Genomic DNA, 14,851 nt, shown 5'->3' with positions numbered 1-14,851 from the left:
ATGGCTTTAAAGGTTACATTAATCCCAGGAGATGGGATTGGTTTAGAGGTAACATCAGCTACAAAGGATGTAATAGATGCCAGTGGTGTAGATATTGAGTGGGAGATAGTAACTGCAGGTTCTTCAGTAGTGCCTGCTTATGGAGCCCCTCTTCCTCAGTATGTTATTGAAAGTATAAAAAAGAATAAAGTGGCACTAAAGGGACCCATAACAACTCCAGTAGGTAAGGGATTTAGAAGTGTGAATGTGGCTTTACGTCAGAATCTAAATTTATATGCTAATGTTAGACCTATAAAGTCATATGCAGGGATACCATCTTTATATGATAATGTAGATTTAATTATAGTAAGAGAGAATACAGAAGGATTGTATTCAGGCGTAGAGCATATGGTAGGAAATGATGCATCTGAAAGTATAAAGATTGTAACGAGAAAGGCTTGTGATAGAATCATTAAGTTTGCCTTTGAATATGCTAAAAAAGAAGGATATAAGAAAGTAACAGCAGTGCATAAAGCTAATATCTTAAAACTTTCAGATGGTATGTTTTTACAAAGTGCCATAGAAAGCTCAAAAAAATATAAAGATATACAATTTCAAGACATGATAGTAGATGCAATGAGTATGAAATTAATACAACAGCCACAAAAATATGATATAATAGTAGCTCCTAATCTATATGGTGATATCCTATCAGATATGGCAGCTGGATTAGTTGGGGGATTAGGAGTAGTGCCGGGAGCAAATATTGGTGACGATATAGCTGTATTTGAACCAGTACACGGGTCAGCTCCAGATATAGCAGGAAAAAATATAGCAAATCCTACTGCTACTATATTATCTGGAATAATGATGCTTAAATATTTAGGAAAGTATGAAGAAGCTGAAAAAATAGAAACAGCATTATCTGAAGTAATCAAAGAAGGAAAAAGCTTAACACAGGATTTAGGAGGAAATTTAGGAACTAGAGAATTTGCTAATGAGATAATCAAAAGAATGGAATAATAATATTATATTATTAGCTAATCAAATTAAGGTGAGGTGTTTGAATGAAGAAATTTAAAAGAGTTTTAGTAGCGAATAGAGGAGAAATTGCAATAAGGGTATTTAGAGCATGTAAAGAATTAGGAATTAGAACAGTGGCTATATATTCAAAAGAAGACAAGAACTCTCTTTTTAGAACTAAAGCAGATGAGTCATATTTGATAGGTAAAAATAAAGGGCCTATTGAAGCTTACCTTAATATAGATGAGATAATTAGCCTCGCTTTAAACAAAGGAGTAGATGCTATACATCCGGGATATGGTTTTTTATCTGAGAATGCAGAGTTTGCTAGGAAATGTGAAGAGGCTGGAATAGAGTTTATTGGACCTAGCTATCAAATGATAGAAGAACTAGGAGATAAGATTAAATCTAAACTTTTAGCACAAAATGTTGGAGTACCAACTATTCCTGGAGTTGAAAAACCAATAAAATCAGAGGAAGAAGCTTTAGAGTTTGCAAGAAAATGTGGATATCCAGTAATTCTTAAAGCTGCTGCCGGCGGCGGTGGACGAGGAATGAGGATAGTTAAGGATGAAAAGGATTTATTAACTCAATTTAAAAGTGCTAAAAATGAAGCTAAAAAAGCTTTCGGAATAGATGATATTTTCATAGAAAAATATCTAGAAAAGCCTAAACATATAGAAGTACAAATTTTAGGAGATAAATATGGGAATGTAGTCCACTTATATGAAAGGGACTGTTCAATACAAAGACGTCATCAAAAGGTAATAGAATTCACTCCTGCACTTTGTCTTACACAAGTGCAAAGAGAAGCTATTTGTAATGATGCATTAAAACTTGCAAAAGCAGTTAATTACAGAGGAGCAGGAACAGTAGAGTTTCTTTTAGATAAGGATGGAAACCACTACTTTATTGAAATGAATCCTAGGATACAAGTTGAGCATACCGTTTCAGAGATGGTTACAGGTATAGATATAGTACAAAGTCAAATTTTAATAGCTCAAGGTTATTCTTTAGATTCTAAAGAGATTGGGATTAAGAGTCAACAGGATATACAGCCTAGAGGCTATTCAATACAATGTAGGGTAACAACAGAAGACCCACTTAATAACTTTGCACCAGATACAGGAATTATTGATATATATAGAACTAGTTCAGGATTTGGTATTAGATTAGATGGAGGTAATGGTTTTACAGGCTCAGTAATAAGTCCTTATTATGATAGTTTATTAGTAAAAGTCACTTCTTGGGCTAGAACCTTTGAAGATGCCGTTCGAAAATCGGTTAGGGCAATAGGGGAGCTTAAGATTAGAGGAGTAAAAACAAATACAGCTTTTCTTATAAATGTTTTAAATCATGAAACCTTTTTGAAAGGTCAGTGTGATACTAACTTTATTGAAAATAATCCTGAACTATTTGATATAACTCCAAAGGTAGATGTAGAGCTAAGGGTATTAAACTATATAGGTGAAAAGGTAGTTAATGAGACAAAGGGAAATAAAAAGGACTTTGATGTACCTATAGTGCCTAAAGTAGAAGACAGATTGTTATCAGGTACAAAGCAACTACTAGATGACAAAGGACCTAACGGAGTTGTAGATTGGATTAAGAATCAGAAAAAGCTATTATTAACAGATACAACTATGAGGGATGCTCATCAGTCCCTTATGGCTACAAGAATGAGAACTATAGATATGACTAAAATAGCCAAAGCTACTTCAGTATTGGCTAAGGATTTATTTTCAGTTGAAATGTGGGGAGGAGCTACATTTGATGTAGCCTATAGATTCTTAAAGGAATCTCCATGGAAACGACTAGAAGAATTAAGAAAATTAATGCCAAATATATTACTACAAATGCTTATTCGTGGGTCTAATGGCGTAGGATATAAAAATTATCCTGATAATGTAATTAGAGAGTTTATAAAGGAATCAGCAGAAAGTGGGATAGATGTATATAGAATATTTGATTCCTTAAACTGGCTTAAGGGAATGGAAGTAGCAATTGATGAAGTATTAAAATGTGGGAAAATAGCAGAGGCATGTATATGCTATACAGGGGACATATTAGATGATAAAAAAGATAAATACACTTTAGATTACTATGTAAACTTAGCTAAAGAGATAGAGAAAACAGGTGTGCATATCTTAGGAATAAAGGATATGTCTGGGTTATTAAAGCCTTATGCTGCATATAAGCTTGTAAAAGCACTGAAAAATGAAATAGGTATACCAATTCATCTTCATACCCATGATACAAGTGGAAATGGTGTAGCGACAATACTAATGGCAGCAGAAGCAGGATTAGATATAGCAGATACTGCCTTTGATAGTATGTCAGGTTTAACGAGTCAACCACCATTAAATTCAGTAGTTGCAGCATTAGAAAATACAGATAGGGAAACAGGGTTAATATTAGATGACATTCAAAAAATCTCTAATTATTGGAATGCAGTTAGACCAGTATATAGTCAATTTGAATCAGGACTGAAATCAGGTACAGCAGAAATATATAAATACGAGATACCAGGAGGTCAGTATTCTAATCTTAGACCTCAGGTTGAAAGCTTTGGACTTGGTCATAGATTCGATGAAGTAAAGGAAATGTATAAAAAGGTTAATGAAATGTTAGGAGATATAGTTAAAGTAACCCCATCTTCAAAGGTAGTAGGGGATATGGCAATTTTCATGGTAAAAAATGATTTAACACCTGAAAACATATATGAAAAAGCTAAGGATATGAGTTTCCCTGATTCAGTAGTTACCTATTTCAGAGGAATGATGGGGCAGCCTATGGGTGGATTCCCTGAGAAGCTACAGCAATTAGTCTTAAAGGGTGAAAAGCCTATTACTTGTAGACCTGGGGAGCTACTTGAAGCAGAGGATTTCGATAAAATAGCACAAAAACTAAAAGAAAAGTTTGATATAGAGCCTACTAAGAAGGATATTTTAAGTTACGCTTTATATCCAAAGGTATTTGAAGAGTATCTCAAATATATTAAAGAACACGGGGATTTAAGTAAAATGGGAAGTGATATTTACTTCCATGGCTTAAATGAAGGAGAAACATGTCAAGTTGAAATAGAAGAGGGGAAAGTATTAGCTATCAAACTATTAGAAATAGGGAAACTAGATGAAAAAGGCAATAGAACACTTCAATTTGAAGTAAATGATAGTAGAAGAGCCATAAAGATACGTGATAAAGCTAGTACTGTAGCAGCAGAAAAATCTGATTTAGTACAAAAGGTTGACCCTAATAATCCATTAGAGATAGGAGCTAGTATTCCTGGTACAGTTACAAAAATGTTAGTTAGTCCAGGTGAAAAAGTGAAAGAAAATCAGACTATAGCTATTATTGAAGCTATGAAGATGGAAACAAATATTACAACTTCAACATCTGGAACAGTAGAAGCAGTAATAGCTAAAGAAGGTCAACAAGTTGAGTCAGGACAGCTAATAATTAAGCTAAAAGCTTAAATTATTAGTTACCTATATACCCAAATTAACTCATTATCAATCCCCCATAAAGCGGCCGTAGGCCGCTTTTAATTACTCTTTCGCATTTCAGCAATAAGCAAATCAACCATTCTTCCATAGCTATGAACCCCATCCTTTTGCATATTAGATTTAAGATAAGTATCATTTAATTCAGTAGATGCTTTTTCAATGGACCTTCATATTGCTTCCAAAACTCTTTTATATATTTTAAATCACGATATACTTTATCAGTATATTTCTTTGCTAATTCTATATATCTATCCCTATCATATTTGTATAATGCATTCATTGAATGAATTAACGCTAATAGATTTCCTGAATATTTAAATTCAATATCAGGGTGCATATTACATGTAAGATATGCAATATAGTTTGCTTCGTCCTCTCTTGCAAAACCACGCTGATGTGCCATTTCATGGCATATAGTAGCAGGAAGCATTGGAGCAGGGGTTTTTGTATTTACATTTGCTTCTCCGGTAAAGGGAAAGTATATACCGGTAATCCCCATATAACATAAAGCTTCAGATAAAAATACACCTTTAGGTATACCATAGTTACCACTAAGCTCTGGAAAAATGTCAGATACTTTGTTATACCCTATTTTAGACCTTTTATATAGCATCGATTTTTGATATGAAAATGTCATTATGCCGTTTTCATTTTCAGTAACTTTTTCTCTTAGTCTATTGGTACGATTTATTAGTACTTCACAAAGTAATTCCAATTCATCTATAGAAGCCTTAGATGTATTAAGTCCCGATATTTCACCAAAGGATAGACGGTGATAGTTAAGTCCCCACATAGTTATAAACATAAAATATACAATGCTTATAAACATAAGAATATTTAATATAAATGATAGTAATGTATATTGCCAGTTTGATTTTGAGTTTATAAGTTTAGTGATGGTTTTAATTAAAGTAATGATAAATAATATTATTATTGATAAAACAATAAATTCACCTATAGAAAAACTTACTATCCCAGTTATTGAGCTTAAAATTTGAATAAATATTTTATTAATTTTAGTTGAATATATTTTCTCTACAAAAGTAGGATGATGGGAAGAAATATGAGTAATTAGTATTCCGAGTGGTATTAAAATAATTAAAGATAATTTTTTTAGTATGTTTTTATATTCCATATATCATTTACCTACTTTCTAATGTATAGTTTAAATATCCTTTTTGTAAAGCCTATATATTCTATAAAGCTGTCCTCCAGCACCCTCTACACTACGCCTAGATTCTATGTTCATTTCTCCTATAGTTGAGCCTTCACCATATGTATAACCTTTACGTTTGCTTTCTACCATTAATTTATAAAAGATTGCTCCATTTACAGCTTTATTTCTAAATTTAGGAACTACAAACTGAACAAATATTCTCATGCCTGTAATTCTATGTTTATACCATAGGTACTTTAAGAAACCAAATGGTAGTAATTTACCATTTAGTTTTTTTAGCACCTGATTATAATCTGGTAAAGCTATTACAAAACCTATGGGTTCATTGTCTTTATTAGAACGAGCCATATAAAGTAAGTCTGGGTCTGCAAAGGATTTTAATGCATTAACCTCAGCGTTTAATTCTTCTAAGGATGGTGGAGTAAGATGTTCCCAAGATTCAGGCATTGACACATCTAAGACCTTTTTCATATCTTTAATTTCTCTATCTAGATTTTTAAAATTAAATTTATCTACTCTAAAATCAAATTTTTTCATAGCATATTCTACTACTCGTTTAAATTTTTTTTCTGGTACAGTATTAGGATCAAAATAATATGCTAATAAATCTATGTCTTTAACAAAGCCATATTGGTCGAAAAATTCAGGATAGTAACTAGGATTATATGAGTTCATTAATACAGGAGGCCCATCAAAACCTTTAACAAGCAGTCCTCTATTGTCATCTCCATTAGTAGGAGATACAGGGCCAGTAACTGAGTTCATTCCACGTTCTTTTAACCAATTTATTGCTTGGTCAAGTAATGAAAAAGCAACCTTTTTATCATTTATAGATTCAAATAAACTTATATAACCTTCCTTTTTGTTTTTTTCTTTGTTTAGCTTTTCATTAATGCCAACAAGTATTCTACCAATTGGTTTATTATCCTTATAAGCTAAAAAGAATGTATGAGGACCACACATAAATAATGGATTATTTATTCCCTTTAGAGTTTTATACATGCTATGTTTCAGTGGAGGAACCCAATTAGGGTCATCTTTATATAATTCCCACGGTAAGTCAATAAATGCTTTTAATCCCTTTTTATCTTTAACTTCTATAATGTCTATCATAATTTAAGCCTCCCCCTTTGATGTTTCCATTTCAAGAATCATTTCTTGGAACATATTTCGGTCAATTGGATAAAAGTATATACAAATTATACCTATTAAAAGAAAAATGCCGGGTATAGGACCTAATAAAATTCTAATTGTCCATAATACTTGACTAGACTGTACAGTATCAGGTATATATCCTACATAATCAAGTACCATACCAGAAATACCTATAGCAGAAGCTGTACCAACCTTTTGTAGGAATGTTAAAACTCCATAGTACATACCTTCACGTTGTTCTCCAGTTTGAACTTGTCCATAATCAATGCTATCTGGAATTATAGAATGGGGTATAACATGGGCAGCTGAAACCCCTATACCTATTAAACTTGCCATGATAAAGGTTGTTACAAGCATTCCAGGTTGAATGAATGTAATACCAATAATACAGATTCCAAAAAAACCTATACCTAATATGTAGGCACGACGTTTGCCTTGATGTTTGCTGACCTTAACCCAGAAGGGTATAAATATAGCTGCAACAATGAATATAAGACCTACGATTATTTCAAATTGATTGTCCAACTTTAGCCAGTATTTAAAGAAATACATAAACATAGCTTCAAGTAAGTTAATAGCAGTCCATGTCATTAAAAACATTAGTAATATAAATCTAAAGGGTTTATTTTCCCATATTGTTTTAATATCTTTTTTTACTGAAAATGAAGATTTGATAGGTTTACCTCTTTCACGACCTCCTAAGAAAGGGAAAAGAGGTGCTAAACCTACACTTATACCAAATACGATTCCCATAATAAGAAATCCTTTAATATCAGACGAATATCCATCAACAATTAATTTAGGTACAATAACTCCAACTAAACCACCTAATATTGAAAATAACATTCTATAAGCAGTAAGGGAAGTTCTTTCGTCGTAGTCATTAGTCATTTCTGCGGTAAGTGTTTGATAAGGAACCATAACTGAAGTTAAAGCTGTCATGTGTATTATGTAGGTTATAGTAGTGTATATAAACATTTCGAATTGAGTCCAATTTTTAGATACTGTCCACAATAAGAAAAAGGTTAATCCTAATGGAATAGAACCAAATAATAGAAACACTCTTCTTCGTCCCCATCTCGAGTTAGTGCGGTCAGAAATATTGCCTATCAAAGGGTCGGTTATAGCATCCCATATTCTTCCTAGTAGAATAGCTGCACCAGCATATGCTGGTCTTAAGCCTACGACATCAGTTAAATAAAATAAATAAAAAAAGCCTATTATGGTATTTGATAAGCAACCAGCTAAATCCCCAATACCAAATAATATTTTTTGATGAATCTTTAGTTTTTGTTCTGTTTTTATAGTCAAAGTGATAACCCCCTTATAAGATACTAATATAATGAAAGGATATATTATACATTTATTATAACTTATTTAAATGTTACAAATAAACACCATTGACATAAAAACTTTATTTATTTACATTGAATCAGAATAAAAAACAGTAAAGCATACAAACTATACAAAAAATGTAAAATATAGAATGGGTAAATGCAATACAAAATTTATTGAAATATATATCTTTATATAACTTTTACAAAAACTTCTTAAGAAATTAACATTATAAATATAAAATTATATTACAAGGATATAGGGAGATGATTAATGTGTTCATAACTACACACAGATTAATATCTTTGAAGATATATGATTACGTTAAGACACATTTTAACATTGAATTGGACAAAAACCATTTCATGTATGGTAATGTAAAGCCAGATATAGCATATAGGTTATTTACTAAATCTCATACTATGAAGGATTCATTAGGTTTTGTAATTGAAGAAATTAATAGAATAATTAATGCTGAAAATATTACATTAAAACAATTTTCCGTAGATTTAGGAGTAATAAATCACTTTATGACTGACTTTTTCTGTAGTGCCCATTATTATGAAGATGAAATAGAAGGTAATATGATGGAGCATATTATGTACGAATACCGTATACATAATAGATTCAAAAAGATAAATAAAAAAGACATATTAAATATTTCTGACTATGAACTAGGAAAGCTTAAGAGAAGTAATTTATTAAAAACTATATTATCTGTTGAAGAATCGTATAAAAATAATAAATGGAATATAGATAATGACTTAGTCCATGCGTTGAAAGCTTGTTTCCTTGTCACCTCTTATGTAATAGAAAGAGCAATTTCATTACACAGAAAAGAAAAAGCTGCGTAGCATAAAGCGGTCCTTTAAAGGACCGCTTTACTTTTTACACCTTTGTTTTTAGCAAAAAGCGAACAGCTAAAAGCAAGTTACCTGCTTTCATTATTTCCTCCTTAAAACAAAGATATATAATACACTTAAATAACCTATGAATGCAAGAAAAGTATAAGCATACATTTGAGGTTGATTAGATACATATGCAAATACAGGTATATTTAATATTAACATTAGAGGTAGTCCAAGGAATAATCCAATTGCACTTCCTAATACGAGATTTTCTGCAACTGGTGTTTCAAAATTAGGGTCAACCTCTTTTAATAAAGCAAGTCCAGTAGAGATTGTACCAGTCAACATACCATATAAAGCAACTATGTATTCAAGAATATGTTTCTTAAATATTTTTTTACATAAAAAGATTGTATATAATACCGTAACTAATCCTCCTAAAGAAGTTATCAATAATATAGGCACTATATATTCTTTAAGAGTATAAATAGATATAGCAGATATTGAAGCAGTTATCATAAAATCGAAGGCTCCACCTGATATTCTTTGTAGCAAGTAGTTATTTGGATAATTGTGTGTCATTTTTCCTCTTTTCTTTTGAAAATCAAATATTACTCTAAGAAGGATAGCATATATTGTACCTATAATAAAGTGGAATCCCCAAAGAAGCTGAGATAGAGTTTGTCCGAAATTACCTAATGGGTTTAATACAATAGATAAACCTCTAAGAGTAAGATAAGTAGCTAAATATACAATTCCTATTAAAAACAACTGAATAGAGATTCTATCTATCGAACCACTAAGGGGTATATCTCCTTGTTCACTTTCTTCATAAATTTTTTTAGGTTCAGTAGTTTTTGGCTCAAGAATCTTATAAGCCTTTTTCTTATGGGTTAAGAAGTTTATAAGAAGTATACCTATAATACAAGCCCATAAAAAACCTAATGTTGCAACAGATAAACCAATATTTCCACCATTAGAAAAACCAAGTTGTTCCCACTGTGTACCTATAGAGTATGCTTGACCAGGACCTTGACCATATCCTAATGGTAAAAGTAAACCAAATGGAGGAAATAGGTCAGGATACAAAGTATTGACTAGTATTAAAGAAACACCTAAGCCTACTATACCTTGAATTAGGTATGTAGAGACAATATAAGCCCCAGTTTTAGTAACTTCTTTGTTTTTTTCACGATTTCTGTCTTTTAATGCTAAAGCTATAAATCCTATGGCCATAAGATGGTATACGATATTACCTAGTCTTTGAATATCCAAATCCACTATATTTAATACTTCTGGACCAAGTATAAGACCAATAAAACCAGCTACCATAGATGTAGGTATTATAAACCTTTGTAAAAAATGAACCCTTCTTTTAAGATAAGTAGCTATTCCAAGAAAAAGAGATAATAAAGTAAAATCTACAACAATTGACCATGATGCATCCACTTAAAGTCCTCCTTTAATTTGTTATGATACAGTTGTTTTTGGTATGTTTTTAGAGACTTCTGCTTTTTTCTTTAATATTTCTAGAGCTTTTACCCACTTATAAGCAGAAACACTAGAATCATCAAATATAAACCTGTAAAGAGTTTTTTCATAATAAAATTCGAGTTTGTAATTTAATTGAACATTTGCTCCATTAATTTTGTCTAGTTCAAAAGTTAACTTATCTCCTAATGAACTAATAAAATTAAAGGTTTTATGATTTATATTTATGTCACCAATAGAAAATTTCTTAAGTGGTTTTAGCCCACGACCTTTAAAAAGTGTCACTTTTTTGTCTTGTAGAATATTTTCTTCTAAGTTATCTTTAGAATTGTATATTATGCTTTCAAGGTTCTTTAGTTGCCATTCATTCCAGTCTCGTGTATTATTAAAATAAAATTCCTCAGAGCCCTTGTCTAAGAACCCGTATTCATTATAATAGGTAGTGTATCCACAGCTTGTACAATAGAATTTGTTGTCATCAGATTTTAAAGACCCAATAGTCTTACAATGAGGACAAGTGAATATAAAAAGTTCTAGATTTTCTGCTAGTTTCTTACCTTTGAATGGAATCATATGTTTCTTTTGATATTCATATTCATCATGTGCAAGGGCTTGGCAGAGCTTTTCATAAATTTCATCAGTTGATAAAGACGAAATTTCTTCAGGAGTTAATATTTTTTTATATGAAATGAAAATTTCACCCTTACGTGAATGTTTGGCCCATCTTGGTTTAGCTAGGTGAGCCCCTTTCATTAAAGATACAACAACTGGAATTTTAAGCATTTTAACAAGTTTAGCAGTAGGATATAGTATTTTTTCTGTTTTACCATCCCAATTTCTTTTACCTTCAGGGAAAATTCCTACTATTCCTTTGTTTTTTTTCACTCTAATAATTTCTTTTACTGTTCTAAGGTCAGATAAAAACTTAGTTTTTGGTATAGCTCCTATCAATTTTAGTAAAAATCTTAAGCTACGTATTCTAAAATGGGCATCTGATGTTACATAATATACAGGCTCGTCTATATATATCCCCATATAAAAAGGGTCCCAAAAGTTAGTATGATTACCGAGTAGTAAGAACGGTGGTTTAAGATTATCTATATCTTTAGTATCAGCCTTAATATTGTGACTTTTCTTTAGATAAGTACCAAGGGTAAGTTGTAAAAAGTTGTAGAATGTTTTAGAAGTTTTTCTTGTTTTTTTAGTCAAGATAGAAATCCCCCTTTAAACAAATAAGATTATGAAGTTTTTAATATAAACTGTATTTACAAAATTGTAACATACTTGATTATTAGTCTCCATCAACACTGTGTTAAATTTCATATATATTTATTACCCTCTTTTAATTATATAATATCAGAAAACATAAGTATATATTTAAACTTAATGAAAAAACTATTATAAACAGAAGATATAAAAACAGGAGGATAATATAATATGGAATTAGTATCAGAAAATACCCTTTGGACTGAAATAAATGATATACCAAGGAAATTTACATATTTAAGCGAAGATATTGAATGTGATGTTGCTATTATTGGTGGGGGAATAACAGGAGCTATTTGCGGATATTATTTTGCTAAAGCAGGAATTGATACAGTAATTGTAGATAAAAATATTGTAGGGTATGGTAGCACCAGTGCATCAACTTCTATACTTCAATATGAGATAGATACAGATTTGACTGGATTAAAGATGATGATAGGAGAAGAAAAAGCTACAAGGTGTTTTAAATTATGTGAAAAAGCAGTATATGATATAGGGAGTATTATTGATACATTAGATGATAAGTGTAGCTTTACCTATAGAGATTGTTTTTATTATAGTAAAAATGAAGCAGAATATAAAAGTATGAAAGATGAATATGAATTAAGAAAGAAAAATGGTTTTGATGTGGAGTTTTTAGATGAAAACTCAGCAAAAAATAGATTTTCATTTCCAGTAAAAGCAGGGATATATTCAAACAGTGGTGCTGCTGAAATTGACCCATATAGATTTACCCATGCCCTTATATCTGATGCCTTGAATAATGGAATGAGAATTTATGAAAATACTGAAATTTCAAAGATTATTAATAAAGATGATTATGTAATTTTATCTACAAGAAATAGATTTAAAATAAAGGCTAAAAAAGTAATTATAGCAACAGGATTTGAGGCTATAAACTATGTAAAAGAGAAAATAGTTAACCTTTATAGAAGTTTTACAGTAGTTACTAAACCTATAAAGAGCTTTAATGGATGGCATAATCAATGCATTATAAGGGATACAGAATCACCATACACTTATTTAAGAGCAACGTTAGATAATAGAATAATTATCGGTGGAGAGGATTTACAAATAAAAAATAGGGGAAGTAAACTATCTAAATTAACTAATAGCGACCCTATATCAAAGGAAAAATATAATACCCTATTCAATAATTTAAAATCATATTTTCCTGACATCAATGATTTAGAGATAGAATATAATTTTAATGGAATATTTGGTGATACAAATGATAGTTTGCCTTATATCGGAGAATATGAGGGATTACCTAACTGTTATTTTTGTTTAGGATACGGAGCAAATGGTATTCTTTATGCTATATTAGGAGGACAGATGCTAAGGGATTTATATCTAGGAAATCCATCACCTGATTTAGAATTATTTAAATTCAATAGAAAAAGTACATTACAGGAATTATATTGAAAATGGGCTGGTTGGATCCAGCCCAGTATATACTTAAAAATTACTCTTGTATATTATTTTCTTTAAGATATTCCTTTACTGCATTTTCAATTCTTTGAAGGCCATCCTTAAGCATGGAACGTGGACAACCAAAGTTTATACGCACAAATCCGCTTCCACCACGTCCAAAGGTATATCCGTATTTGAAACCAACCTTCATTTTTTCAACTGCAAACTTTTCAAGTTCTTCATCAGTCATACCTAGTTCATTGAAATCAATCCACGCTATATATGTTCCTTCTGGCTTTATGACTTTAACTTTAGGTATATTGTTTTCAATATAGTCTACCATAAAGTTTCTATTTTCTTCTAAATATTTAACAACTTCGTCTAGCCATTCTTCACCATAATTATAAGCAGCTTCTACAGCTTCTATAGAGAATAGATTTTTTAGACAGATTTGCATCGCATCTGCTACATAATCAAAGGCTTGTCTTAATTTGGGATTAGGTATAACAGTAATAGATGCCTTTAATCCTGATAAGTTAAATCCTTTACCTGGACCAAATACAGTAACAGTATTCATCTCTAATTCTTTAGATAAAGATGCAATAGGTATATGCTTATTTTCTGAGAAAACTATGTCTGAATATAGTTCATCAGATACTATAACAATATCATTTTCTAAACAAATTTCACCTATTTTCAACAATTCTTCTTTAGTGAATACCTTACCTACAGGGTTTTGTGGATTACATAATATTATCATTTTTACAGTTGGGTCTATTTGTTTTATTAAACCATCAAAGTCTACTTTATATTCACCATCTTCATAAATCATTGTGTTATGCACTACATGTCTACCATTCATAGTGATAGAGTTAAAAAATCTATAATATACAGGGTCTTGAATGATTACTTTTTCGCCGGGCTTAGTAAATGCATTAACTGCGACTGCAATAGCAGGGATAGCTCCAGCTGTATTTCTAATCCAATCCTTTTGTATATCCCAACCATTTCTTCTTTTCTGCCAATTTATTATAGCTTCAAAGAAAGAGTCTTCACGTACTGTATATCCATAAACTCCGTGCTCAGCTCTCTTAATCATAGCTTCTTTAATAGGTGGGGCAACTTCAAAGTCCATGTCAGCTTCCCACATTGGTAAAAGGTCATTTGTACCAAATTTTTCAAGCATACCATCCCATTTTTCTGAATGTGTATTCCAGCGATCAATAATTTTATCAAAATCGTATTTCATTTTACTCCTCCTATACTAGTTTAAATTGAAAAGTAGGAAATATAGCCAAAATTAATATTTGACTAAAAATAATTACAATTGTTTAATAAATTACACTTATTTTTATTTTATTAGTTAATCGTTAATAAGTCAATTATGCCTACCAAAAACATTGTCAAAAAAGTAAGAAAATAATTAGTGGTTTAAATCGTCACAAAGTTGTCACAAGATTTTTACATAATTTTACTTGAATAACGTCGCAAGGTGTCGTAAAATGTAAATGCAACACAAAATGAAATAAAATTTAGACAGAAAGGTGGAGATATGGGAAAGAAATAGAATTTATTTCATTGTGTATTGTTAAATACATAAATAGATAGTTGCAAAATACAAAATTAAACTTATCCACAGAAAATTAGTAAAAAAAATA

9 protein-coding genes and 1 pseudogene are annotated in these 14,851 nt (G+C 30.8%); 4 read left to right on the top strand and 6 right to left on the bottom strand.

What is annotated here, in order from left to right; translation table 11 throughout:
• Together L21TH_RS05935 and L21TH_RS05930 are read left to right on the top strand one after the other, a co-directional pair.
• On the top strand, positions 1 to 1,002 hold the full coding sequence (locus L21TH_RS05935) for an isocitrate/isopropylmalate dehydrogenase family protein (protein WP_006311784.1): 1,002 nt from the start codon (positions 1 to 3) through the stop codon (positions 1,000 to 1,002).
• A 44-nt stretch (positions 1,003 to 1,046) separates the two neighbouring features.
• A complete protein-coding gene (locus L21TH_RS05930) occupies positions 1,047 to 4,478 on the top strand; it encodes a pyruvate carboxylase (RefSeq protein WP_006311783.1) in 3,432 nt (1,143 codons plus the stop codon).
• 68 nt (positions 4,479 to 4,546) lie between these two features.
• Here the strand turns inward: L21TH_RS05930 and L21TH_RS15205 are convergent.
• The 3 genes and pseudogenes from L21TH_RS15205 to L21TH_RS05915 form a co-directional block, all read right to left on the bottom strand.
• Positions 4,547 to 5,643 (bottom strand): annotated as a pseudogene (locus L21TH_RS15205) (DUF3810 domain-containing protein).
• A 30-nt stretch (positions 5,644 to 5,673) separates the two neighbouring features.
• The gene (locus tag L21TH_RS05920; RefSeq protein ID WP_006311781.1) at positions 5,674 to 6,798 is read right to left on the bottom strand and encodes a GNAT family N-acetyltransferase; all 1,125 of its coding nucleotides are present in this window, start codon (positions 6,796 to 6,798) and stop codon (positions 5,674 to 5,676) included.
• A 3-nt stretch (positions 6,799 to 6,801) separates the two neighbouring features.
• Positions 6,802 to 8,151: an MFS transporter gene (locus L21TH_RS05915; RefSeq protein ID WP_006311780.1), complete on the bottom strand. Its 1,350-nt coding sequence runs from the start codon at positions 8,149 to 8,151 to the stop codon at positions 6,802 to 6,804.
• A gap of 299 nt (positions 8,152 to 8,450) precedes the next feature.
• On the opposite strand from L21TH_RS05915, the gene L21TH_RS05910 reads away from it, so the two are divergent.
• Entirely contained in the window at positions 8,451 to 9,029 is a 579-nt protein-coding gene (locus L21TH_RS05910; protein WP_006311779.1) for a zinc dependent phospholipase C family protein, read from the top strand.
• 90 nt (positions 9,030 to 9,119) lie between these two features.
• Here L21TH_RS05910 and L21TH_RS05905 read toward each other — a convergent pair whose 3' ends face one another.
• On the bottom strand, positions 9,120 to 10,472 hold the full coding sequence (locus L21TH_RS05905) for a sodium/glutamate symporter (RefSeq protein ID WP_006311772.1): 1,353 nt from the start codon (positions 10,470 to 10,472) through the stop codon (positions 9,120 to 9,122).
• Positions 10,473 to 10,493: 21 nt separating this feature from the next.
• Positions 10,494 to 11,723 carry a lysophospholipid acyltransferase family protein gene (locus L21TH_RS05900; protein ID WP_006311771.1) on the bottom strand — a complete coding sequence of 410 codons (1,230 nt, stop codon included), beginning with the start codon at positions 11,721 to 11,723 and terminating at the stop codon, positions 10,494 to 10,496.
• Between the two features lie 228 nt (positions 11,724 to 11,951).
• Here L21TH_RS05900 and L21TH_RS05895 point away from each other — a divergent pair, with 228 nt between their 5' ends.
• Positions 11,952 to 13,205 carry an NAD(P)/FAD-dependent oxidoreductase gene (locus L21TH_RS05895; RefSeq protein ID WP_006311768.1) on the top strand — a complete coding sequence of 418 codons (1,254 nt, stop codon included), beginning with the start codon at positions 11,952 to 11,954 and terminating at the stop codon, positions 13,203 to 13,205.
• Positions 13,206 to 13,245: 40 nt separating this feature from the next.
• Here the strand turns inward: L21TH_RS05895 and L21TH_RS05890 are convergent, their stop codons facing one another.
• Positions 13,246 to 14,442, bottom strand: a complete 1,197-nt coding sequence (locus tag L21TH_RS05890; protein ID WP_006311767.1) for a MalY/PatB family protein — start codon at positions 14,440 to 14,442, stop codon at positions 13,246 to 13,248.
• Positions 14,443 to 14,851: the final 409 nt, after the last annotated feature.

Source organism: Caldisalinibacter kiritimatiensis (assembly GCF_000387765.1).
In the GTDB taxonomy this organism is placed as follows: domain Bacteria; phylum Bacillota; class Clostridia; order Tissierellales; family Caldisalinibacteraceae; genus Caldisalinibacter; species Caldisalinibacter kiritimatiensis.
This window is presented reverse-complemented; position numbering and strand designations above follow the sequence as displayed.

Excerpts from the sequence above, each read along its gene's own strand:
- L21TH_RS05935 (WP_006311784.1), top strand. The coding sequence starts at position 1 with ATGGCTTTAAAGGTTACATTAATCCCAGGAGATGGGATTGGTTTAGAG.
- L21TH_RS05890 (WP_006311767.1), bottom strand. The coding sequence starts at position 14,442 with ATGAAATACGATTTTGATAAAATTATTGATCGCTGGAATACACATTCA.
- L21TH_RS05920 (WP_006311781.1), bottom strand. The coding sequence starts at position 6,798 with ATGATAGACATTATAGAAGTTAAAGATAAAAAGGGATTAAAAGCATTT.
- L21TH_RS05930 (WP_006311783.1), top strand. The coding sequence starts at position 1,047 with ATGAAGAAATTTAAAAGAGTTTTAGTAGCGAATAGAGGAGAAATTGCA.
- L21TH_RS05895 (WP_006311768.1), top strand. The coding sequence starts at position 11,952 with ATGGAATTAGTATCAGAAAATACCCTTTGGACTGAAATAAATGATATA.